Here is a 23620-nt window from a genome sequence, read left to right on the forward strand (position 1 = left end):
TCCGGAGCCGAACCGGTTGGATGAAAGAGGTAACGTTTATACGTCGGAATATTGAGAAATGGAAAGAGACTGAGAAGGTGGTGGAGCAGGCAGATAAACTGACTCCTGACCGTCTTGCCGACGCTTATACGGAACTTACGGCAGATCTCGCGTTTGCACAAACTCATTATCCGTCTTCCCGCATTACTATTTATCTGAATAATCTGGCTTCGGCTCTTCATAATGTGATTTATCGCAATAAGAAGGAGAAATGGACCCGTATCTTTACTTTCTGGACGCAAGAGGTTCCGCAAACGATGTACCATGCTCGTAAAGAGTTGTTGGTTTCGGTCCTGATTTTTTTGGCCAGCGTATTGGTGGGCATTGTTTCAGCAGCGAATGATGATAACTTCGTCCGCCTGATTCTGGGCAACGGCTATGTGGATATGACACTCGATAACATAGCGCGTGGTGAGCCGATGGCTGTGTACAACGGTTCGGAAGAGGTACCTATGTTTCTGGGCATTACTTTAAATAATATCATGGTTTCTTTCAATGTCTTTGCAATGGGGTTGCTCACCAGCTTTGGAACAGGATGGTTACTGTTTAATAACGGAGTGATGCTCGGTGCTTTTCAGACCTTTTTCTTTAAACATGGTTTGTTGGGCGAATCCATGCTTGCGATCTGGTTGCATGGGACTTTGGAAATATGGGCCATTATCGTAGCCGGTGCTGCAGGGCTGGCTTTAGGAAACGGGTGGCTGTTTCCCGGAACTTATTCCCGTAAAGAGTCTTTTATGAGGGGAGCCAAGAAAGGGCTGAAAATTATAGTAGGTACAGTTCCTATCTTTATAATGGCCGGATTTATCGAAGGTTTTATCACGCGTCATACCGAATTACCCGATGTTTTGCGGTTGGGCATCATTCTATTGTCACTGTCATTTATTATCTATTACTATATTTATTTACCAAACAGAAAAACTCATGGAATCACAAAAACCTAAAATTGCTTTATATGTGAAGCGTCCTTTTGGTGATAAACTGAATGCGACCATGGACTTTATAAAAGAGAACTGGAAACCGATGTTGAAGTTCTGTACCTATTTGATTCTGCCGTTATGTCTGATTCAAGCCATCAGCATGAATGGAATTATGGGAGGAGCAATGGGAATTGCAGCTGCCAAAGAGGCCGGGACCAATTCTTTAGCGGCCATCGGAATGCAATTCTGGGTAAATTACGGACTGATGTTTCTCTGCTATCTGGTAGGTTCTATATTGCTGACTTCTATTATTTACGGACTGATGCAGGTTTATAATCAGCGCGAAGAACGGTTGGCCGGTGTGACGTTTGCCGACTTGAAACCTTTTCTGTTCAAGAATATAAGACGGCTGCTGGTTATGGTACTGTTCTGTATAGGCCTTACTATAGTGGTGGGCATTGTTATGGGGATTCTGGTTGTAGCTTCTCCGTTCACGCTTTTGCTTACTATTCCGTTGCTGATAGCCTGTGCAGTGCCGTTAGCCTTGTTTACTCCGATTTACTTGTTCGAGGAGATCGGCATTCTTGCAGCTTTCTGGAAAACTTTCCGTCTGGGATTTGCCACATGGGGCGGTGTCTTTTTAGTATCTCTGGTCATGGGTTTGATATCCAGTGTATTGCAGGGAGTTACTACGACTCCGTGGTATATTGCCACTATCGTAAAATACTTCTTTATGCTGAGCGATACACAGAATGAACTGACCATCTCTGCCGGATATAGTTTCATGGTCTACCTGTTGGCTATCGTCCAGACTTTTGGTGCCTATCTTTCTATGATATTTTCTTTGATTGGTATGGTATATCAATACGGTCATGCCAGTGAGGTGGTAGATAGCATTTCGGTAGAAAGCGAGATAGATAAATTTGAGCAATTATGATCGACTTTAAATGACGTTGCAAGCTGATACATTGGTCTGCGATACCGCAAGGGTTGCTTTTTGGCAATCCAATCCGGATTATGACTATAACCGTGAACTGATGACTCCTGAGATTGATATCTACGGGTGGCTCAGTATGCAGCTCTCCAAGTTACTTCGTGCCATTTTCGGAAGTCGTTTTGCTGAGGAGTATTCCGGCATTATCCTGATTATTATTGCTATTCTCATCCTGTTGCTGATCCTCTGGTTTCTTTATAAAAAGCGTCCCGAGCTTTTTATGCGTTCACGCAGAGGTCCTGTAAACTATAGTGTCCACGAAGATACCATTTACGGAGTCGATTTTGATGCAGAGATCAGGCGTGCCATAGACCGCAAGGATTACCGGGAGGCCATCCGTCTGCTTTATTTGCAGACCCTTAAACTGTTGAGCGATGACGGCCGGATAGATTGGCAACTTTATAAGACTCCTACAGAATATATTTATGAGGTAAAGCAGGAGATGCTTCGTACTCCTTTCAGGAATCTGACCCATGGTTTCTTACGGGTACGTTATGGTAATTTTCCCGCTTCCGAGTCTCTTTTTGAAGAGCTGGCAGCTCTGCAAACTCAAATCAGGAAGGGAGGGGATGTATGAGAAGCAGTCGTTGGTTTATTATCGGGATCGTTCTCTTTTTGCTGATCATGTTTGTGGTAGAATCTCATCTGCCGAAGAAATTCGTCTGGAATCCCACCTTTGCACAACATGATCACCAGCCACTGGGGTGTGCCGTGTTTGATGATGTCTTGAAGTCCTCTCTTCCGGATGGATATTTTCTTTCGCGCAAGACATTCTATCAGTTCGCTGCTGACAGTGACTCCTGCCGGAGTATTCTTGTCATTACTCAACATGTCAATCTGGTGGAGGCGGATCTCAATGCTTTGCTCGATCTGGCCCAAAGGGGAAACAAGATATTGATAGCCGCTTCCTCTTTCAGTACTTCACTGTCTGATACGTTGGGATTCGACAATTCGTATGCTTATTTTAATCCGAGACGGATGAAAGAGTATGCGGGCAATTTATTGGAGCGTGACAGTGTCTGCTGGATTGGGGATTCAGCAGTATATGATAAGCGTACTTTTCGTTTTTATCCTCATTTATGTGGCATTTACTTCACAAAATACGATTCGTTGTCTCTACCCTTAGCTACCAGTCGGATTGATTCGATGCAAATGTTCAATGACAGTTTGCCGGATTGTTTTCCGCCCGTGGCCCTTAGTCGTCCGGTAGGGAGCGGAGAGATTGTTTTGGTCACTACTCCGTTATTGTTTACCAACTATGGAATGCTCGATGGCGACAATGCAGCCTACCTTTTCCGTCTGCTTTCTCATCTGAAAGGTTTACCGGTAGTCCGTACCGAAGCCTATGGGGCGGGAGCACAGGTTGAGGTATCTCCTTTTCGTTACTTCCTTTCCCAGCGTCCTCTGAGGTGGGCGCTTTACCTGACGATGCTGGTATTGGTGCTCTTTATGGTATTTACCGCCCGCAGAAGGCAAAGGGCTATTCCGGTGATTCGTGAGCCTGCAAACCGTAATCTCGAGTTTGCCGAGTTGATCGGTACTTTATATTATCAAAAGAAGAATCATGCTGATCTTGTGCGCAAAAAGTTTATTTACTTTGCTGAGAGCCTGCGGAGGAATATTCAGGTGGATGTGGAAGATGACAGTGATGACAATGCCTTGTCTAGGCGGATTTCCCGGAAAACAGGGACTGATGAAGAAAAAGTCCGGAATCTGTTCCGTAAGCTCCGTCCCGTGATTCGCGGGCAGCAGGAAGTCGGCGAGACGTTGATGAAAGATCTGATTGACGGGATGAACGAGATAGAAAAGCCTCAACCCTGACCTTTTTTCGGAAGAAGAAAGCTGTGGGAGGAATGAAATATGAATTTGATAAATAAAAAGAATATGGAAGAAAATATGAATGATATGCATGGAGAAGAAACTCCGCGTACCGATTTGACTCTTTTTTCAGAGAAGATGCAGGAACTGAAAAGCCGGATCGCTTCCGTTATTGTGGGGCAGGAACGTACTGTCGATTTGGTGTTGACAGCTATTTTGGCTAACGGTCACGTCTTGATAGAAGGAGTGCCGGGAGTAGCCAAGACTTTACTTGCCCGCCTGACAGCCCGTTTGATAGATGCCGACTTCAGCCGTGTACAGTTTACACCCGACCTGATGCCGAGTGACGTCCTGGGTACGACTGTTTTCAATATGAAAACCAATGAATTTGATTTCCATCGGGGACCTGTCTTTGCCAATATCATATTGGTAGACGAAATTAACCGTGCACCCGCCAAAACGCAGTCCGCTCTTTTCGAAGTCATGGAAGAACGTCAGGCCAGTATCGACGGAACAACTTACCGGATGGGAGAACTATATACCATTCTGGCAACCCAGAATCCGGTGGAGCAGGAGGGAACTTATAAGTTGCCTGAGGCCCAACTCGACCGTTTCCTGATGAAGATTACCATGGACTATCCGTCACTTGATGAAGAAATCAATATCCTGGAACGCCATCACACTAATGCCGCCTTGGTAAAACTGGAAGAGATACAACCGGTAATTACCCGTGAAGAACTCCTTTCTCTTCGTCGATTGACGGAAAAGGTATTTGTTGACCGTACTCTGCTTCAGTACATTGCCTTGATTGCCCAACAAACCCGTACCAGTAAAGCTGTGTATCTGGGAGCTTCTCCCCGTGCTTCGGTGGCTATGTTGCAGGCATCCAAAGCCTATGCTCTCTTACAGGGACGTGACTTCGTAACGCCGGAGGATATTAAGTTTGTAGCACCTTATGTGTTGCAGCATCGCCTGATTCTGACTGCGGAAGCAGAGATGGAAGGTTATTCGCCTGTCAAGGTGACTCAGCGGTTGATTGATAAAGTGGAAGTACCCAAATAATTATGTTCCTGACCAAACGTTTCTATATACTCGTCCTTGTCGTCATCCTCTTGTTAGGTGGCGGATACCTGTTCGGTTCTCTGTTTATCATCGGACAGTTAGGGCTGCTTGCGCTGCTGCTTGCTCTGGCTTTCGATGGATATCTGTTGTATCGCACCAAGGGTATCCAGGCTTTCCGTCAGTGTGCCGGACGTTTTTCTAACGGTGATGATAACGAAGTCAGCCTGCGTATAGAGAGCCGTTATTCCTATCCCGTCCGTTTGATCGTGATAGATGAAGTGCCGGTCATATTTCAGCAAAGGAATGTACACTTCGAGCTGTCGCTTTTACCTAATGAGGGAAAGACGCTTACCTATCGGTTGAGGCCGACTCGCAGGGGAGAATACGGTTTCGGATTCATCCGCGTTTTTACGACTACCCGAATCGGATTAATATCCCGCAGGGCTACCTGTGGCAGACCTGAAACCGTTAAGGTATACCCTTCTTACCTGATGCTCCATCGATACGAGCTGCTGGCTATGAGCGATAACCTGACCGAACTCGGTATCAAGCGTATTCGTCGGGCTGGGCATCAGACTGAGTTTGAACAAATCAAAGAGTATGTAAAGGGAGACGATTATCGCACCATAAACTGGAAGGCCAGTGCACGCCGTCATCAGTTGATGGTAAATGTCTATCAGGACGAGCGCAGTCAACAGATATACAGCGTGATCGATAAAGGGCGTGTGATGCAGCAGGCTTTCCGTGGCATGACATTGCTGGACTATGCCATCAATGCCTCGTTGGTGCTTTCGTATGTAGCTATGCGGAAGGACGATAAAGCCGGGCTGGTTACGTTTAACGAGTATTTCGATACGTTTGTTCCTGCTTCCAAACAAGTCGGTCAGATGCAGACTTTGCTTGAGAACCTCTATAAACAGGAAACAACATTTGGTGAAACGGACTTTTCTGCCTTATGCGGGCACTTGGGCAAGCATGTGAATAAACGTAGCTTTCTGGTGCTTTATACCAATTTTAGTAATATGACCAGCCTGAACCGGCAATTAGTTTACCTGCAACAATTGGCGCGGCAACACAGAGTATTGGTTGTATTCTTTGAGGATGCCGATCTGAAAGAGTATATAGCGGGCAAGTCGGTGACTACCGAGGACTATTACCGTCATGTCATCGCAGAGAAGTTTGCGTTCGAGAAGAGACTGATTGTGTCAACTTTGAAACAGCATGGCATTTACTCGCTGCTGACAACTCCTGATAAGCTGTCGATTGATGTGATCAATAAATATCTGGAAATGAAATCGCGCCAGTTACTCTGATACGGGTTGCGTATTGAGGAAGAAGACAGCTATACCTATCATAATGACTCCCAGTAGTCCGTAGAACAGCCGGGCACGTCTTCTACCGACATTCCGTACGATCAGTTGTGCATTTTGAGCGGTGAAGAACCAGTTCCAGTTGAGTATAGATGCCAGCAGGGCTATGAGCCCTGCGGTGGCAAATATTCCCTGTACAAAATATTGAGGGGCCATTCTTCGGATGATTAGTCGTTGATCACTATTTTTCTTGTTCCGTCCTCCAGTTCCTCAATGGTTACTTTCACGGCGTCTCCCGGCAATAATTCTTCTACCAGCTCCGGCCATTCGATGAAACAAAGTGCACCGCTATAGAAGTAGTCTTCGTATCCCATATCGTATACTTCGCTCAGCTTCTTGATCCGGTAGAAGTCAAAATGATAGATCAGTTCTCCGTTCTCGTCCGAACGGTATTCGTTTACAATGGCAAAAGTCGGTGAAGTGATGACATCCGATACTCCGAGCTCCTCGCAAAGTGCCTTGACAAAAGTCGTTTTACCTGCTCCCATCTTTCCGTAGAGTGCAAAGACCGTGTTATCGCCCATGGCTGAGATGAACTCGCGGGCAGCTTCGTGAATTTGTTCCAGTGATTGAATCTTGATTTCCATACTTGTATGTTGGTTTATTGTTTCTTTCTGAAAAGGCTCTTTCCTATCTTACAGGCAATATAGATAAGAATAGAAAAGAAGATGATGGATGCTCCCGAAGGAACATTCAGGCGGTAAGAGATCAGCAGACCTCCCAGGCAACTCAGATAGCCGATGGCAATCGATAACCAGATAATGCGTTTAAACTTGTTCGTAAACAGGTTGGCTGTCATTTGCGGAATGGTCAGTAACGAGATTGCCAGTACAATCCCCACCATGCGCAGACAGGAAACGATGGTCAGGGCAATGAACATCATCAGGATATATTCCAGCACTACGACCGGGATGCCTTGCGAACGGGCAAATTCACGATCGAAAGCCACGTATATGATCGGGTGGATAAACAGGGTAAAGAACAGGATCAGCAAGATGGCAAGAATGCCCAGCATGAGTAAGTCCGTCTGTGTGATCGTGAGGATATTGCCAAACAGATAGGCTGAAAGATCGGGTGCGAATCCCGGTGACAAAAAGCTGAACATGATTCCCAGTGCCATACCCAGCGTCCAGAACATGGCTATGGCCGAATCTTCGCGCATGTCTTTCCGTTTACTGAGCCACTCTACCCCGAAAGCCGATAAAACGGAGAAGACAGCAGCCGATAAAATGGGAGATATGCCTGCATACAATCCCAGTCCGATGCCGCCGAAAGAGGCATGGGTGATACCGCCGCTGATGAACACCAACCGGCGAGTCACGATATACGTGCCGATAATGCCGCAGGCAATGCTTGCCAGAAGACTCCCCAGGAGAGCGTGTTGAAAAAATGTATATTGTAGTAAATTCATACGGTTCAGCAGTTAGGAGTGTGGAGGGAACAGACGGATCAGGGATGGATTCTCCGTTCGCCGACTACCAGAAACACTTCGTCTTTTATTTCATCAGGAAGGCTGATCCCCCTCAGTTGCAGGCTACGTACCCATCCGGCTACATCGGTGTCCTGCATTGTATAAAAGACATCGCGGAATTTATCCGCCTCTTCCGGTGTATAATCTTCGGGTGCCCGGCCGATAAATGTATCCAGTTCTTCGTCGTCATAATACTCTATCTGTTTACTGACGGCAGCCAGCAGGCTGTCACGTTCGCAAACTTCGTGCTGTCCGCAGCACTCTACGTCGACTTCCTTTACTTCCGGAAAACTGTCCAGTTCTCCGTTATCTATTTTCTTCTGCAGTCTTTTGTTGCGGATATACCCGGCAATCATTGCCACGATGGCGAGCAACACCAGACCAACTATAAGTATCCACATAATTACGAATCAAATTTTCGCAAAGGTACTTATTAATTTGTATTATTCCGTATATTTGTCCTTGCAATGTGCTAAATGAACTAAAACAGAAACATCCCGATCATGAAAAGAAAACACCTGATTACTGTCCTTATGTGGTGTGTTGCCACTACCTTATGTGCTCAGACCCCGGTCGAAAAGGGGCTTAAAAGTATTAACCGCCAGGCTGCCGAGGCTTATATCGGATTTTTGGCCGATGATGAACTTCAAGGACGTGAAGCCGGATTTCACGGTTCACGTGTAGCTGCCCGGTATATCGCTTCGCTATTGAAGGAAATGGGTATCCGTCCGTTAGGCGAGAGCTATTATCAGCCGTTTGATGCTTACCGGAAAGAACGCCAGCAGAAAGGACGACTGGAAGTGCACCCTGACTCCATTGCCAAACTGAAACAAGTGGTGCATCAGAAGTTGTCTATGAACAACGTATTGGGTATGATTCCCGGAAAGAAGACGAATGAATACGTGATAGTAGGTGCACATTTCGACCATCTGGGCATTGATCCCGCTTTGGATGGCGACCAGATCTACAATGGTGCCGATGATAATGCTTCCGGAGTATCGGCGGTGTTGCAAATAGCCAAGGCTTTTGTGGTAAGCGGACAGCAACCGGAACGGAATGTAATTTTTGCTTTTTGGGACGGAGAGGAGAAAGGGCTTCTCGGATCGAAATACTTTGTGCAGGAGTGTCCGTTCATTAATCAGGTCAAAGGATATTTGAACTTTGATATGATTGGCCGCAACAATCAGCCGCAAAATCCCAAGCATGTGGTTTATTTCTATACAGAAGCCAATCCGGCTTTCGGGCGTTGGCTGAAAGAAGACATTAAAAAGTACGGCTTGCAGTTAGAACCCAATTACCGCCCTTGGGACAAGCCGGTGGGTGGAAGTGATAACGGCTCGTTTGCCAAAGCCGGTATTCCCATCATTTGGTATCATACCGACGGTCATCCCGATTACCATCAGCCTTCTGACCATGCAGACCGTCTGAATTGGGATAAAGTGGTTGAAATATCTAAGGCCTCTTTCCTTAACGTCTGGAATCTGGCTAACGAAAAGGATTATTAAGAACGAAATGAAAACTAAACTAACTAATTGTGTAAAAACCGTATTACTTTCTTTTATGCTGGGAGTGCTGTTTGCTTGTTGTCAGGGGGCGGCCTCTTCCGGCAATGCAGGAAAAAATGCTTCCCGGGTGAGGATTGCTTCCAATGACTCTGCGAAGCTGGTTCCTGATAAAGCCCTGAATGATGCGTCTTGCGTACTTGCAGGTTTGCCGGTTGATAAAGCAAGCGGAAAGCTTTACGCACTGACTCGGACCAAGGAATGGAAGAACCATGCCCGTTACATGGATCAGATATGGAATGTTTTCCGGCAGACGGCTCCCCGGCTGGTAGCTTTCTCACAGACGGAACTGGAAGACATCAATACTCGTTGCCATACTCTGTTTTATCCTTTTGGCGGTCCTGACTTTTTGTTTGCCAATGCGTTCTTCCCCGAGATGGACACTTATGTACTGATCGGGTTGGAACCTGCCGGCACTGCTCCGAAAGTGAAGCATCCTTCTGCCGAAACTTACCGGTTGTATCAGAATGCCGTATCGAACGTACTCAATCTGAGTTTCTTTAACGATATGGATAAGGAACTGGCCAATGATACCATCGACGGGGTTGTCCCCATCTATTCGTTATTGATGGCCCGGGGGAACCGTAAGATAGTCAGCATTCAGGAAGTGTGGTTATCGGAAACCGGAGATCTTTTCGAAAGAAAAGAGGGGGATACCATCCGGAACACATGCAGTGCAGGGATGGAAGTCCGGTTTTTCCGTCCGGGCGCTTCCCGATTGCAGACCCTCTATTATTTCTGCACAGATATCAGTAACGAGGGGTTGCAAGCCAACCGACCGTTACAGGCGTTTATGGACCGTTTTGATGCGGAGACCACAGCAACATTTGTCAAGTCGGCTTCCTATCTGATGCACGAACCTGCTTTTTCGCGCATACGCGAGACGATTCTTCAGAAATCGTCTGCTGTTGTACAAGATGACTCTTCCATTCCGTTGTCCTGTTTTGATCCGGAGGTGTGGTCGGTTACTTTGTACGGTACCTTCTACAAGCCGATCTCCACTTTCTCTCAGTATCTTCAGCCGCAATTGCGCGATGCCTATCAACTGGGTGATCCGAACCCCCTTAATTTCAGGATTGGCTATGCACGGCAATCCAATTTGCAGGTCGCAAGAAGAAAATAGTCCCGGTTAATGACTTTTCGCAAGAAGGTTAACCGGGAATTAACCCTCCTCCTAACCCTTCCTCATTAGTTTTGCGTCCTAAATAAAATGCAAGGGGGATGTGTCGAAACTCTTTTCACCACAGCCTCTGTTAGAAAATAAAATTAAGCTATGAGGAAGAATTTTTCAACTATCCTAATTGTCGGTGCAGCCCTTTTACTGGCTTCGTGTGTACAACAAAAAGAGTCTTTCAGCCCTGTAGACTATGTGAATCCTCTGATGGGGACGGAGTCTACTTATGCTTTTTCACATGGGAATACTTATCCTGCGGTGGCGGTTCCCTGGGGAATGAATTTCTGGAGTCCGCAGACCGGAGAGAACGGTAGCGGCTGGATGTACACGTATACCGACAGCCTGATACGGGGGTTCCGCCAGACCCATCAGCCCAGTCCGTGGATTAACGATTACGGTACTTTCTCTATTATGCCGCTGTCCGGTGTGCTGAAGATGGATCATAAAGAACGGGGAGTACTTTTCTCACATACCCAAGAGGCGGCGGCTCCCTACAGTTACAGCGTTACGTTTGCCGACGGACTCCGGACAGAACTTTCCGCTACTTCACGCGGAGCGGTATTCGAAGTCACCTTTCCGCAGGACTCTGCCCAGTATATCGTTGTGGATGCCTACAACGGTGGAAGTGCGTTGACGATTGACCGGGAGAATCGGTGCGTGACCGGTGTGGCGCGTAATCACAATGGCGGGGTACCGGATAACTTTGCCAACTATTTCCGAATAGAGTTCAGCCATCCCATTGCAGAAGAAGGCGTGTATGACGGAGATACACTGATGCGCCATCGGCCGACGTTGGAGAGTGATTATACTTGTGCCTACCTCAGGTTTAATGTGCCGGCGGGAGAGAAATTAACCGTCCGTACCGCCTCCTCGTTCATAAGTCCTGCACAGGCGCTTGTCAATTTCAGTCGCGAAGTGGGAGGCAAGAGCCTTGCCCAGGTGAGAGAAGAAGCCCGAAAACAATGGAACAGTTATCTGGGACGAATTGAAGCGGAGGGAGGCAGCGAGGAGCAATTGCGTACCTTTTACTCTTGCCTCTACCGGACCCTGCTCTTCCCCCGCGAATTTTATGAGTTCGACGCTCAGGGGAAACCTGTCTATTACAGTCCTTACAATGGGAAGATACAGGATGGCTATATGTATACCGATAATGGATTCTGGGATACGTTCCGTGCCGTCCATCCCTTGTTTACCTTATTATATCCGGAAGTTTCCGAGCGGGTTACCCAATCCATCCTCAATGCTTACGATGAAAGTGGGTTCATGCCCGAGTGGGCGAGTCCAGGCCACCGGGAATGTATGATTGGTAATAATTCCATCTCCTTGTTGACAGACGCATGGATGAAAGGCATTCGTACCATCTGTCCGGAGAAAGCTCTTGAGGCAATGATTCATCAGACCGAGGCCCGGCATCCCGGAATCAGCTCGGTGGGACGTGACGGATTCGGGTACTATGACCGTTTAGGCTATGTTCCCTATCCCGAAGTGCACGAGGCCACGGCCAAGACCCTTGAATATGCTTATGCCGACTGGTGTGTCGCACGTTTTGCCGACTCCATTGGCCGGAAGGAGATTGCCGATACCTATTACCGGAAAGCCCTCAACTACCGGAACCTTTACTATCCCGACTATGGATTCATGTGGGCAAAAGATGCCAATGGGAAATGGAGAGACGCTTTTGACGCGACGGAATGGGGAGGCCCTTTCACGGAGGGCAGTTCCTGGCACTGGACGTGGAGTGTGCTGCATGATCCCGAAGGCTTGTCTCGATTGATGGGAGGACATACAGCGATGGAAGCCCGTCTCGACTCTATGTTTACAGCTCCCAATACCTATAATTACGGTACTTACGGTTTTGTTATCCACGAGATAGCCGAGATGGTGGCTCTTGACATGGGGCAATATGCACATGGCAACCAACCTGTGCAACATGCCATCTATCTATACGACTATATCGGCCGGCCCTGGAAGGCCCAGAAGCACGTCCGCGAAGTGATGGATAAGCTTTATCACTCCGGCAGCAAAGGCTACTGCGGTGACGAAGATAATGGGCAGACTTCCGCCTGGTATGTCTTTTCCGCCATGGGATTCTATCCGGTTTGTCCCGGTGTTCCGGAGTATGCCATGGGATCTCCGCTCTTCCCGAAACTGACATTACATTTGCCCGACGGAAAGAACTTCACAGTGAAGGCGGAAGGCAATAGCCCGGCGAACCGGTATATCGGGAAAGCCCTGCTCAATGAAAGTGAATTTACCCGTAACTACCTGACGCACCGTGAGCTTACTTCCGGAGGAGAGCTGGTGTTATGGATGGACAGCGTGCCCGATTCCCGGCGCGGTACTCAGAAGAAAGACTTGCCTTACTCTTACTCCAACGAGCACTAATCGGCGCATACGTTTGCCAATTCTATAATTTTTCGTATTTTTGTTGCACTATGAAACGGATGACGCATTTATCGAAGAACAGTATATGAGAAGGTTGGGATGTTTGTTTGCTATCGGAATGATGTGGCTTTGCATAGTCGATTGCTTTTCGCAGGGACTTCTTTTCTATGGGAACGAAAAGCGGATTAGTGAGCGTGCCACCTATTCTGTATTGCGTGAAGGGCACGAGCGCACTTTCACCAACGCTTTCCGTATCTCCTTTGATTATCTGGTCCGGAATGTGGAGAGTCCCGGTTACATCCTTTATCTGGAAGACCGGGATGCCGGGAAAACTTATAGTTTTACGTATCTGCACAAACCCGGCGACCGTTGTTCTTTCTCCTTCAACGAAGACGGCAAACGTATCTTTTGTACTTTCGAACTGGATAAGGAAGACTATGATCACCGCTGGTTGCCTGTTTCCATAGCTTTGGATATACCCGCAGACTGTGCCCGAATTACGATTGGCAAGCGGAGCAAGGAGATCTCCAACCTGGGACTGGAGCCGACAGGATTCTCACCGCATATTTATTTTGGTAAATGCGAATACATCCTGGATGTGGCTTCGTATGCCATCCGTAACTTGTCTCTTACCGACGGTGAAGAGATCATGATATTTCCTTTGAACGAGAGCAGCGGAGAAGATGTGCACGACAGCCGGGGACATGTTGTGGGACAGGTCACCAATCCTGTGTGGCTGATTAATCAGTCCTACTACTGGAAAGAACTTTTTACGGACTATTCTTCCACGCCTTCCGGTCTTAACTTTGACAAGACACACCAGAACATCCTCTTCTTTAATCAGGACTCTCTGTCCGCGTTCGACCTTTACACGCACGAATTATCGAAGACACCTTATAAGACCCCTCTTCCGGTTCAGCTTCGCCTGGGTATGAACTTTCTGGATGAGGCATCCCGTGAGCTGTATACTTATGAAGTGGCCGATTCGCATGGCGATGCCATGGTGGCGGTGCTGGATCTTACTACCAAAGAGTGGCGTCCGGCCAGTTCCGACTATCTTTGCCAACAGCTCCATCATCATTGCGGATTCTTTCATCCGGGCGAAAGAAAGTTTTTCCTGTTTGGCGGTTACGGAAGCCGTAGGTACAGCAATACGTTCCTGGCGTACGATTTGAATACCTGTCGTTGGGATACACTGGCCTTCTCCGGCGACCGGGTGATTCCCCGTTACTTTTCGGGCATGGCTGTGAGCAATGATTACAAGCGGGTATACCTCTACGGAGGCATGGGCAACGAAGCCGGTGATCAGAATGTAGGGCGCAACTATCTGTACGATTTATACCGGATAGATATGCAGACCCGTTCGGTGCAGAAACTCTGGGAAGCGAAAGCACCGGCGGTCAATCGGGTGGTACCCCGTAATATGATACTCTCTGCCGATGAAAAACACCTGTTCCTCCTGGGATATCCCGAATATCTGCCCAATTCCACTTTGCAGTTGTACCGGTTGTCTGTGCGTGACGGTGAGTGTGAAGCGGTGGGAGACAGTATTCCCATTGTTTCGGAAGAGATTGCTACCAACGCCAATCTATACTTCAATGAAGAATTAAATGAGTTCTATTGTTCCGTCCAAGAGTTCGAGAAGCACGGGCAAGTGACTACCCGTCTATACTCCCTGTCTGCTCCGCCGGTTACATTGGACGATGTGGAATACTATAGCCGGAGGCGGAATGCCCTGAATGCCGGTCTGCTGGGAGCAGTCGTGGGTGGAGTATTATTGTTGGCGGCCTGTGTATGGGGCATCATGCACCATAAGCGGAGGCGGGACAGGATGTCTGCCGAGACCGCATCTGCCGGAGTACGTCCGGAAGAAGTGTCCGATATATCGGAAGTTCCGGCTGTGGAGTCACCGGAAGTGAAAGAAGAAGAAGTTGAGAAAGAGCCTTCCGAGTGGGAAGAATTGCCGGCGGTATTGCCGCCCGACAAGAATGCTATTTTCCTTTTCGGCATGTTTACCATTCTCGATAATGCCGGACGTGACATTACCTATATGCTCAGTCCCAAGCTGCGTACTATCTTTTTGTATATTCTGCTGAACAGTGTAGGCAAGAGGGGAGTGCTTTCGTCTGACATGAATCAGATATTCTGGCCCGATAAGTCCGGCAGCAATGTGAAGAACCTCAAAGGAGTTTCCATGAATCATGTGAGGAAGATATTGCAGGATGTGGACGGCATCGAACTCGTATACCGCAACGGATACTTCTGCATGGTGTTTGGCGAAGAGTTTTATTGCGATTACATTCGTCTGATGAACCTTACCTCTCCGGAGAAAAAGAAAAAAGAGACTCCCGGTGCCATACGTGCGGAATGGTTGGAAATACTTTTGCGGGGTAAGTTCATACCCGCCGCCGAGTCCGACCTTTTCGATTACTACAAACAGAAAGTGGAAACGCTGATCCATTCTCTTCTGCCCGGCCAGTTGGAACTGGCTTACCGGGATGCCCGGTTCAGTATCGTCATCCGTCTTTGTAACATCCTCTTTATAGCCGATCCTTTGTCGGATCTGGCACTTGCTTATACCGTTTGTGCCCTTCGGAAGCAGAACAACCAGGAGGAAGCCATCAGGCGTTATGCCGCGTTTACGAAAGATTATAGACGGGTGATGAACGAGGAGTACGGCATAGCTTTCGCTGACATCAAGGTCTGAGATTCCCTCCCGATTGTCAGTTTGTCAAAATGATAAAGCAACCTCTCTGCTTTTGGTTTTTTCGGCCGTCGGGCGGGGCATGACCGGAAAAACGCCGCCATTTCGTTTATCGGTTTATCTTTCTGATGGTATAGATACCTGTTCTTGCTAATTAAAGACGGTGACGAGCCTCTTCGCATACCTTGTGTTCGCTTTAGAGAAGAATGCCTGTCCTTTTGATACATCAAACAGGACTTCTTCAACAGACCAACCGGAAGTAGAACGGGCTTCTCAGAGCCTTTGTTCCGGAACAATATATGATAACTGCCAAAACATATAGAGATATTTAGAAAAGAAGTAAGCATTTTCCGAAAATGCTTACTTCTTTCTGACCAAATGCTTCCTTCTTTTTCCGAAAAGTAAGGTACTTTTCATCTCCGATCGAGGCTTTGAAGGTCGGTTACCCCGGTTTTTCGTGTTCAACAACCCGGTTCTTGCCGTATTTCTCTTCCGGTTGAGCTCTTTTGGAAGAAGACCTCGTCAACGGAAAAGGCTTTTTGCTGTCTTTCTGAAACCTTGGTTCTTCTTTGTGCTATCTTTGTGTATTTTTTAATGAGTGGAAGTCAATGTCTGGACTGCTGTAGGGTCGGGTTAACAAGAAATATGAGAGGTTAATCGCTTCGTTAACCCTTATTTAATCCCTCTCTTAAGACCATGGAGATACCTTTGCTTTCGTCTTTAGTTAAAAAGAGTCAGCAACGCCTTGCTTGATTCCTAATGTTAATTTTAATTCATTATTATTATGAGAGAACGAAAATTAGTAGAAAGAGCCGTAAGGATTTCAGGGATGTTTGTCCTTCTTTCGGGTATGGGACTTCAACCTTGCCTTGCTTCTCACAGCTACAATGCAGCATCTGCCGGAGTGGTGCAGGTAGAACAGCAGAAACAGAAAATAACCGGTTGTGTTCTTGACGTCACGGGTTCTCCGCTTCCCGGGGCTTCTGTATTGGTAAAGGGTGCTCCCGGACGTGGAGCAATCACCGATATGGATGGTAACTTCTCGGTTGAAGCGGAACAGGGAGAGCAACTTGAGATCTCCTTTATTGGAATGGAAACACAAGTCGTGACCGTTTCCGCAAAGACCCGTCTGCAGATCACCCTGAAAGAGGACAGCAAAACCTTGGACGAAGTCGTGGTGGTGGGTTATGGTACACAAAAGAAAGCCAACCTCACCGGAGCCGTAGCCAGTGTTTCGGCAGAGACATTGGAGAGTCGCCCGATCACCAATCTTAGCCAGGGACTACAGGGTATGATCGGTAACCTGAACATTTCCGCCGACAACGGTGCACCGGGCAAAGGATACGGGTTCAACGTTCGTGGTACTACATCTATAAACTCTTCCGGACCCTTGGTACTGGTCGATGGTGTGCAGATGGATCCCAACATGATCAATCCGGCCGATGTGGAAAGCGTATCGGTATTGAAGGATGCGGCTTCGGCTTCTATTTACGGAACACAGGCAGCCTATGGTGTCGTGCTGATTACCACCAAGAAAGGTAAAGACGAGAAAGCCAAGATCTCGTTCTCGTCCAACTGGTCTGTCAATTCGCCTACACGTAAACCGGAGTACATGGATTCGTGGACATTTGCCAATTTCCATAATCTGACCAACCGCAACTCGGGTGGAGGCGATTACTACGATAAGAACTATATGGATCATATCTATGCCTATTATACCGACCCGAAACACAATCTGCCGGTATTCATCGATCCGTCCAATCCCAACAAGTATCTGTATTGCGGCAACACCGACTGGATAGATGAAACCATCAAAGACAACACCCTGATGCAGCAGTACACCCTGTCTCTCAACGGAGGTTCGGGCAAGACCGCCTATTACGGTTCGATAGGTTTCCTCGACCAAGGGGGAACACTGAAACATTATGACGATAAGTACCGCCGTTTCAATGTCAACCTGAACCTGACTTCGGACGTCACCAATTGGTTGCAGGTGCGGTTGAAGACCGTCTACAACAACACTTACCGGGATGCTCCTTACGGAAGTAACAACAGTGACGAGACAGCACAGATCAACAGTGCATTCTACGGTGCCGACCTTCGTCCGATGATGCCGGTATATCATCCGGACGGAAACTTTTCCGGTCAGGGCAGTTGGACGAATATGGTGGCTACCCAGGCCATTTCGGGCGAGCGCAAGAATAAGGAGAACGACCTTTGGCTGACCGGCGGTTTAAAAATCACTCCGCTGAAGGACTGGACCATCAATGTGGACTATACCTATAATATGTATATCCTCTCGAAGAAGCAGCACGGTAAAGAGATATTGGAGCATACGGCCAATCCGGACATTGTAACCGTATTCCCGCATACCACTCCGAGCCGCGTGAAGTTTACCACCGACGACAACTATTACCAGACGTTCAATGCCTATACCGACTACTCCAAGTCTTTGGGTAAACACAACATTAAACTGTTGCTGGGATATAATTACGAAACCAAGAGCTACCGCTGGTTCAATGCCGAACGCGAGAACCTGATCAGTAATGATCTTGCCGGTCTGGGACAGGCTTATGGAGAGAAGTACAACGGGAGCGGCCAGCACTCCTGGGCCACTATGGGATATTTTGCCCGTATCAATTATAACTACGATGAACGCTATCTTCTGGAGTTGAACGGACGTTATGACGGTTCTTCCAAGTTCCCCAAGGACAAGCGTTTCGTATTCTTCCCCTCCGTATCGGCTGCCTGGAGAATTTCGAGCGAGGCTTTCTTCGAACCTGCCAAGAAGATTGTAGATGAACTCAAGATCAGGGCCTCTTATGGTTCGTTGGGCAATCAGTCGGTTGGCGGCGACTATCCTTATATCGCTACCATGGGCACCAATGGCGAGATGGGATACCTGGTGGACGGAAAGAAAATAGCCAGCGTGAGTCCCGGCGGTATCGTCAGTCCTTACCTGACTTGGGAGACTGTACGCCAGATTGACTTGGGTCTCGACTGGGCATTGCTGAACAGCCGCCTGTATGGAACCTTCGACTGGTACATGCGGAAGACACTCGATATGGTGACCAACGGTACACCGCTTCCTGCCGTACTGGGAACAGGAGCTCCGCAGGCCAATACTGCCGACCTGAAAACAACCGGTTGGGAGCTTTCAATGGGATGGAGAGACCGGGTGAACAAAGACTTTTCGTATGACGTAAGTTTCGTATTGTCCGACTATCAGGCAGAAATCACGAAGTTCAATAATCCGCAGAATTTGCTCTCTACCCATTATGTAGGCAAAAAGTGGGGTGAGATCTGGGGATTGGTAACCGAAGGACTTTTCCAGTCGGCAGAAGAGGTAAGTGCCCATGCCGATCAGTCGGAGATCTATGGCGGTGGCTGGTATCCGGGTGATGTGAAGTACAAAGACCTGAACGGTGACGGCAAGATAAACAAGGGAAAGAATACGCTTGACGATCCGGGTGACCAAAAGATTATCGGTAACAGCGAACCGCGTTACAGTTATGGTATTAAAGGCGGATTGCAGTGGCGCGACTTTGACTTTGATGTATTCTTCCAGGGCATCGGCAAGAAGGATGTAGTGTTGGGAGGCAACCAGTTCTGGGGCTTCGGCAACGAATGGCATGTACCTTTCAAACATGCACTCGACTCATGGACCGAAGATAACCGCAATGCTTACTTCCCCCGGTCTACCTACGACAACGTGACCGGTAACCGTGAAACGCAGACCCGTTATCTCCAGAATGCCGCTTATCTGCGCCTGAAGTCTATCACATTGGGATATTCTTTGCCGAAAGCGCTCCTGGCCAAGTGGAAGATAGATCATGTGCGTTTTTACGTAAGCGGACAAAACCTGCTGACGTTCGATCACCTGTTTGACATATACGACCCCGAAACAGTGAGTCTCAGCACTTATCCGCTGACTAAGTCTGTTTCATTCGGATTAAACATTACCCTCTAATACGATAACGATTATGAAAAAGAATAAGATATTACTGATAGCGGCAGTGGCATGTACTTCCATGTTCTCTTCCTGCTCCGATTTACTGGACTTGTATCCCGAAGATTCTCTCTCGGATCCGAAATTCTGGACAAGTGTACAAGACCTTGAACTTTATGCCAACGGCTTTTACGGTATTTTACCGGGGGCGCAGGGACCTGGTGCCGATGATGAATCGGACTGTTACGTGAACGAGAAACCGAAGACCTGGATCTTCAATCTTGAAACGATTCCTACTTCCGGTGGCGGATGGGGAAATGGAGACTGGGGAAACATCCGTTCCTGCAACTATTTTATGGCTCGTTACAAACAGGTGAAAGGGGATGAAAGCCAGATTAACCGTTCGGTAGCCGTGGTCCGCTTCTTCCGTGCCTGGGAGTATGTGTACAAAGTGAAACGCTTTGGCGATGTGCCCTGGTATGAAACCGAGTTGCAGATGGACTCCGAAGAACTGTACAAGGGACGTGATTCCAGAAAAGTCGTGTTCACACACATCCTGGAAGATCTCGATTTTGCCATCGAACACCTTCCGAAGCCTAATGAAACCAAAACCGGCAATATGCATAAGTATGCTGCGTTGGCTTTCAAGTCGAGAGCTTGCCTCTACGAAGCGTCTTTCCGTAAGTATCACGGACTGGGCGACTACGAAGAGTTGTATCGTGAAGCAGCTGATGCAGCCGCACAGGTGATCGAAGAGGGAGGTTACTCCATCTATAAGACCGATAAGCCTTTACAGGATTATTACAACCTGTTTGTACAGGAAGATTTAGCCTCCAATAGCGAGTGTATCATGCCCAGGGTTTATATCACCAAGCTATTGATGCACAACAACACCCGCCAGATGGAAGAGTCGTATACAGGTCTGAGCCGTGCCATGTTCGAACAATACCTATGTGCCGATGGTCTGCCCACCGCAGTCAGTCCGGGATACGAGGAGGCCGACATGCCGATGGATGAGTTGATGCAGCGTGATCCGCGCCTGCGCCAGACGATCGATAATCCGGAACTTCCTTTTAAGGTGCTGAGCGATGGTACGAAACAGTTCAATGCCCTTCCCATAATAGATACCAAATATTGTACTACCGGATATTACGTGATGAAGTATCACTCTACCGATCCCGAACAGTGGAACATCGGGCAGTCTACACTGGATGTGTTTATCTTCCGTTATGCCGAGGTGCTGTTGAACTATGCCGAGGCGAAAGCCGAATTGGGTGAATGTACCCAGGAGGTATTGGACCAGACTGTCAATGAACTGAGAGACCGTGTAGAAATGCCGCATCTGAAAGTAAATGTCGGTTTCACCGATCCGAACTGGCCGGATTATGGTTATGAACTCTCTCCGCTGCTTTACGAAATCCGCCGCGAGCGTGCAGTCGAGTTGGTAGGCGAAGGCTTCCGTTGGGATGACATTGTACGCTGGAAAGCCGGCAAGTTGCTGGAAGCACCGAAGAGTATGCTTGGAATGAAAGTATCGGATAAGCTGAAAGAGCAGTACGACTCCTTCTCCCGTGAATTGACGCAGGACAATCTGCTGATTGTTTATCCGGACAGGACAACCCGCAAATGGGACGATAAACTCTATCTGCATCCGTTGCCTATCGACGAGACAACGATGAATCCGAACTTGTTACCCAATAATCCCGGATGGGAATAAACATTTAAAATGAGAAGAATCATGAAACAGAACATACTGAAGGCAGCCATTCTGGCTGCCGGATTCTGCTGCACAGTGGGATGCAGTGACAATGACAGCGATCTGACCATCTACATACCCGATGCGGGAACTGCCGTGAAAGCCAATTTCTACATTGAAGACGAGCCGTATGTGCAGACTTTTAATGTGGCCGTTACTCCCGAAACCTATCCGCAACTGACGGAATACGGACTGCCTAATGATGCTGTGGTACATCTGCAAGCCGATCCGGGCAAGGTAGACGAGTATAACGCGAAGAACGGAACCGAATATGAACTGCTGCCGGAAGCCGCTTACGACCTGACTGAAGAGGTATTGGTAAAAGCCGGGACACCGAAGTCTGAGGAAGCCGTAATCACGGTTCATGCAAAAGGTAACATCGAGGCGTTCAAGGAGTATCTGCTGCCCGTAAGCATTACTTCGGTGGAGGGAGCGGTAGCCGATCATTGCTGTCAGACCATCTACTTCATCTTCAGAGGTTCGATGGATGCCAGCAACATGGAGTTGCTCGACCGTACCGGATGGGAAGCATTGAGTGCTTCGTCCGAAGAGCCGAAAGAGGGCGATTGGGGACACAGCGGACTGAAAGAAGCTTGTCTGGATGGCGATCTGAATACTTTCTGGGGTACCGACTGGAGTACTCAGCATCCGCAACCACCTCACTGGATTGTTATTGACCTGAAGAAAACAACCCATATCCAGGGATTCGCTTGCCAGGCACGTGAAGAGGGGTATGACGGGCCGAAAGAGGTGACTGTGGAAGTGAGCGATGATAATGCCACCTGGACGGTAGCCGCTAAGTTTAAAGATATTCCGGCACAGGGTGAGTTCCGATCCTTCCTGCCCGCTGCTGTAGATGGACGCTACCTGAAGGTAACCATCACAGCCGTGAACGGCGGACCGCATGTGACGATAAGCGAACTTAATTTATTCTGATATACAAAACTGTAAAATAGACGAACACATGAATCTAAGAAATTTCTTTTTAGCGGCGGGAATCGCTGCTGTAGCGGTACCTGTATGGGGGCAAAAGGCCCCCGAACCCTACGGGCTGACTCCCAGTGCGAGACAGGTAGAGTGGTATAACCGGGAGATGATCGCTTTCTTTCACTTCGGTATCAATACCTTTGAGGAGTATGTAAACGAAGGGGACGGACGTGCTCCGGCAGCTATATTCAATCCTACGGCCCTCGATTGCGGACAGTGGATGCGTACCCTTCAGTCGGCCGGTATCCCCAGTGCCATCATTACAGCCAAACATGCCGATGGGTTTTGCCTTTGGCCCAGTAAATATACGGATTATGGAGTGAAGAACTCTGCCTGGAAGAATGGAAAGGGAGACGTTGTGCGCGAGTTTGTGGATGCTTGCGAGGAGTATGGCATTAAGGCGGGCATCTATCTGGGTCCGCACGACCGGCACGAGCATCTTTCTCCCCTTTATACTACGGAGAAGTACAAGCAGTATTATGGTCACCAGTTGGAAGAATTGATGGGTGACTATGGAAAAGTCTGGGAAACTTGGTGGGACGGTGCCGGAGCAGACGAACTGACTACTCCCGTCTATACTCATTGGTATAAGATTGTGCGAGAGAAGCAACCGGACTGTGTCATTTTCGGGACCAAGAACTCGTATCCTTTTGCCGATGTGCGTTGGATGGGAAATGAGTCCGGCAAAGCCGGTGATCCTTGTTGGTCGACTACCGACTCTGTATGCGTCAGAGATGAATGGAAGAACTATGAAGGGCTGAACGAAGGAGTAAAAGGCGGTGATGCATATATCCCTGCCGAAACCGATGTATCGATCCGTCCCAGTTGGTTTTATCATGCTGAGGAAGACAGCCGCGTGAAAAGCGTAAAGGAACTTTGGGATATTTATTGCACTTCTGTCGGTCACAACAGTGTGTTGCTGCTCAACTTCCCGCCTGATCGTCGCGGACTGATTCATCCTACCGATTCACTTCATGCTGCCTTGTTGAAGCAGGGATTGGATGAAACCTTCGGAAACAATCTGTTGGCTAAGGCCAAGGTGAAAGCAACGAACGGACGCGGAGGTAAATTCCGTCCGGAGTTCCTGACAGACAACAATAAGGAAACTTATTTTGCCGGCCGAGACGGAGCCAAAACCTCGGACATCGTTTTCACTCTTCCCCGGCAGACAGAGTTCGACTGCCTGATGATTCAGGAAGTGATCGAATTGGGACACCGCACGACGAAGTGGAGTGTGGAATACTCTAATGATGGCCGTAACTGGACCCCGATACCGGAAGCAACCGATAAGCAGACGGTGGGGTATAAATGGATCGTACGTTTCGAACCGGTAAAAGCCAAACAGGTACGTCTTCGTATCCTCGACGGATTTGCCTGTCCTGCTATCCATACATTCGGAGTGTACAAACAATCGGCTTTATTTCAGTAA

Annotated in this window: 18 protein-coding genes; 14 read left to right on the forward strand and 4 right to left on the reverse strand. The window is 48.1% G+C overall.

Annotation, left to right across the window (positions count from 1 at the left end):
* Positions 1-20: 20 nt before the first annotated feature.
* The 6 genes from BF9343_RS03000 to BF9343_RS03025 all read left to right on the forward strand — a co-directional run bounded on the left by BF9343_RS03000 (position 21) and on the right by BF9343_RS03025 (position 6146).
* Positions 21-983, forward strand: coding sequence for a stage II sporulation protein M (locus BF9343_RS03000; RefSeq protein WP_005784748.1), 963 nt, complete (start codon positions 21-23; stop codon positions 981-983).
* On the forward strand, positions 964-1896 hold the full coding sequence (locus BF9343_RS03005; protein ID WP_005796277.1) for a hypothetical protein: 933 nt from the start codon (positions 964-966) through the stop codon (positions 1894-1896). The genes BF9343_RS03000 and BF9343_RS03005 overlap by 20 nt, the downstream gene beginning before the upstream one ends.
* 10 nt (positions 1897-1906) lie before the next feature.
* Entirely contained in the window at positions 1907-2530 is a 624-nt protein-coding gene (locus tag BF9343_RS03010) for a DUF4129 domain-containing protein (RefSeq protein WP_005801447.1), read from the forward strand.
* Positions 2527-3774 carry a DUF4350 domain-containing protein gene (locus tag BF9343_RS03015; RefSeq protein ID WP_005813365.1) on the forward strand — a complete coding sequence of 416 codons (1248 nt, stop codon included), beginning with the start codon at positions 2527-2529 and terminating at the stop codon, positions 3772-3774. The genes BF9343_RS03010 and BF9343_RS03015 overlap by 4 nt, the downstream gene beginning before the upstream one ends.
* 63 nt (positions 3775-3837) lie before the next feature.
* Complete coding sequence (locus BF9343_RS03020; protein ID WP_005784757.1) at positions 3838-4833, forward strand: AAA family ATPase; 996 nt, start codon at positions 3838-3840, stop codon at positions 4831-4833.
* Between the two features lie 2 nt (positions 4834-4835).
* Positions 4836-6146, forward strand: coding sequence for a DUF58 domain-containing protein (locus BF9343_RS03025; RefSeq protein WP_005784758.1), 1311 nt, complete (start codon positions 4836-4838; stop codon positions 6144-6146).
* Here the strand turns inward: BF9343_RS03025 and BF9343_RS03030 are convergent.
* The 4 genes from BF9343_RS03030 to BF9343_RS03045 are packed head-to-tail and all read right to left on the reverse strand — an operon-like array spanning position 6138 to position 8075.
* Positions 6138-6359: an immunity 17 family protein gene (locus BF9343_RS03030; protein WP_010992126.1), complete on the reverse strand. Its 222-nt coding sequence runs from the start codon at positions 6357-6359 to the stop codon at positions 6138-6140. The genes BF9343_RS03025 and BF9343_RS03030 overlap by 9 nt on opposite strands.
* A gap of 11 nt (positions 6360-6370) precedes the next feature.
* Positions 6371-6790 carry a tRNA (adenosine(37)-N6)-threonylcarbamoyltransferase complex ATPase subunit type 1 TsaE gene (tsaE, locus tag BF9343_RS03035; protein ID WP_005784762.1) on the reverse strand — a complete coding sequence of 140 codons (420 nt, stop codon included), beginning with the start codon at positions 6788-6790 and terminating at the stop codon, positions 6371-6373.
* Between the two features lie 14 nt (positions 6791-6804).
* Positions 6805-7614, reverse strand: coding sequence for a metal ABC transporter permease (locus BF9343_RS03040; RefSeq protein ID WP_005784764.1), 810 nt, complete (start codon positions 7612-7614; stop codon positions 6805-6807).
* 38 nt (positions 7615-7652) lie between these two features.
* Positions 7653-8075, reverse strand: a complete 423-nt coding sequence (locus tag BF9343_RS03045; RefSeq protein WP_005784767.1) for a hypothetical protein — start codon at positions 8073-8075, stop codon at positions 7653-7655.
* Positions 8076-8177: 102 nt separating this feature from the next.
* Here BF9343_RS03045 and BF9343_RS03050 point away from each other — a divergent pair, with 102 nt between their 5' ends.
* From BF9343_RS03050 to BF9343_RS03085, 8 genes are all read left to right on the forward strand, one after another.
* A complete protein-coding gene (locus tag BF9343_RS03050; protein WP_005796268.1) occupies positions 8178-9179 on the forward strand; it encodes a M28 family metallopeptidase in 1002 nt (333 codons plus the stop codon).
* A 7-nt stretch (positions 9180-9186) separates the two neighbouring features.
* Entirely contained in the window at positions 9187-10359 is a 1173-nt protein-coding gene (locus BF9343_RS03055; RefSeq protein WP_010992127.1) for a hypothetical protein, read from the forward strand.
* 150 nt (positions 10360-10509) lie between these two features.
* On the forward strand, positions 10510-12795 hold the full coding sequence (locus tag BF9343_RS03060) for a GH92 family glycosyl hydrolase (RefSeq protein WP_010992128.1): 2286 nt from the start codon (positions 10510-10512) through the stop codon (positions 12793-12795).
* A gap of 40 nt (positions 12796-12835) precedes the next feature.
* Positions 12836-15502 carry a Kelch repeat-containing protein gene (locus BF9343_RS03065; RefSeq protein ID WP_010992129.1) on the forward strand — a complete coding sequence of 889 codons (2667 nt, stop codon included), beginning with the start codon at positions 12836-12838 and terminating at the stop codon, positions 15500-15502.
* 781 nt (positions 15503-16283) lie between these two features.
* On the forward strand, positions 16284-19469 hold the full coding sequence (locus BF9343_RS03070; protein WP_041926167.1) for a SusC/RagA family TonB-linked outer membrane protein: 3186 nt from the start codon (positions 16284-16286) through the stop codon (positions 19467-19469).
* Between the two features lie 13 nt (positions 19470-19482).
* Positions 19483-21165, forward strand: a complete 1683-nt coding sequence (locus tag BF9343_RS03075; protein ID WP_005784783.1) for a RagB/SusD family nutrient uptake outer membrane protein — start codon at positions 19483-19485, stop codon at positions 21163-21165.
* A gap of 21 nt (positions 21166-21186) precedes the next feature.
* On the forward strand, positions 21187-22140 hold the full coding sequence (locus BF9343_RS03080) for a discoidin domain-containing protein (protein ID WP_022347982.1): 954 nt from the start codon (positions 21187-21189) through the stop codon (positions 22138-22140).
* Positions 22141-22168: 28 nt separating this feature from the next.
* Positions 22169-23620, forward strand: a complete 1452-nt coding sequence (locus BF9343_RS03085; RefSeq protein WP_005784787.1) for an alpha-L-fucosidase — start codon at positions 22169-22171, stop codon at positions 23618-23620.

This window comes from Bacteroides fragilis NCTC 9343 (assembly GCF_000025985.1).
In the GTDB taxonomy this organism is placed as follows: Bacteria; Bacteroidota; Bacteroidia; order Bacteroidales; family Bacteroidaceae; genus Bacteroides; species Bacteroides fragilis.

What these genes read in the sequence shown, in the direction of transcription:
- BF9343_RS03045 (WP_005784767.1), bottom strand. Translation starts at nt 8,075, where the DNA reads ATGTGGATACTTATAGTTGGTCTGGTGTTGCTCGCCATCGTGGCAATG.
- BF9343_RS03055 (WP_010992127.1), top strand. Translation starts at nt 9,187, where the DNA reads ATGAAAACTAAACTAACTAATTGTGTAAAAACCGTATTACTTTCTTTT.
- BF9343_RS03085 (WP_005784787.1), top strand. Translation starts at nt 22,169, where the DNA reads ATGAATCTAAGAAATTTCTTTTTAGCGGCGGGAATCGCTGCTGTAGCG.
- BF9343_RS03025 (WP_005784758.1), top strand. Translation starts at nt 4,836, where the DNA reads ATGTTCCTGACCAAACGTTTCTATATACTCGTCCTTGTCGTCATCCTC.
- BF9343_RS03060 (WP_010992128.1), top strand. Translation starts at nt 10,510, where the DNA reads ATGAGGAAGAATTTTTCAACTATCCTAATTGTCGGTGCAGCCCTTTTA.
- BF9343_RS03075 (WP_005784783.1), top strand. Translation starts at nt 19,483, where the DNA reads ATGAAAAAGAATAAGATATTACTGATAGCGGCAGTGGCATGTACTTCC.
- BF9343_RS03030 (WP_010992126.1), bottom strand. Translation starts at nt 6,359, where the DNA reads ATGGCCCCTCAATATTTTGTACAGGGAATATTTGCCACCGCAGGGCTC.
- BF9343_RS03070 (WP_041926167.1), top strand. Translation starts at nt 16,284, where the DNA reads ATGAGAGAACGAAAATTAGTAGAAAGAGCCGTAAGGATTTCAGGGATG.
- BF9343_RS03020 (WP_005784757.1), top strand. Translation starts at nt 3,838, where the DNA reads ATGGAAGAAAATATGAATGATATGCATGGAGAAGAAACTCCGCGTACC.
- BF9343_RS03005 (WP_005796277.1), top strand. Translation starts at nt 964, where the DNA reads ATGGAATCACAAAAACCTAAAATTGCTTTATATGTGAAGCGTCCTTTT.
- tsaE (WP_005784762.1), bottom strand. Translation starts at nt 6,790, where the DNA reads ATGGAAATCAAGATTCAATCACTGGAACAAATTCACGAAGCTGCCCGC.
- BF9343_RS03050 (WP_005796268.1), top strand. Translation starts at nt 8,178, where the DNA reads ATGAAAAGAAAACACCTGATTACTGTCCTTATGTGGTGTGTTGCCACT.
- BF9343_RS03000 (WP_005784748.1), top strand. Translation starts at nt 21, where the DNA reads ATGAAAGAGGTAACGTTTATACGTCGGAATATTGAGAAATGGAAAGAG.
- BF9343_RS03015 (WP_005813365.1), top strand. Translation starts at nt 2,527, where the DNA reads ATGAGAAGCAGTCGTTGGTTTATTATCGGGATCGTTCTCTTTTTGCTG.
- BF9343_RS03040 (WP_005784764.1), bottom strand. Translation starts at nt 7,614, where the DNA reads ATGAATTTACTACAATATACATTTTTTCAACACGCTCTCCTGGGGAGT.
- BF9343_RS03080 (WP_022347982.1), top strand. Translation starts at nt 21,187, where the DNA reads ATGAAACAGAACATACTGAAGGCAGCCATTCTGGCTGCCGGATTCTGC.
- BF9343_RS03010 (WP_005801447.1), top strand. Translation starts at nt 1,907, where the DNA reads ATGACGTTGCAAGCTGATACATTGGTCTGCGATACCGCAAGGGTTGCT.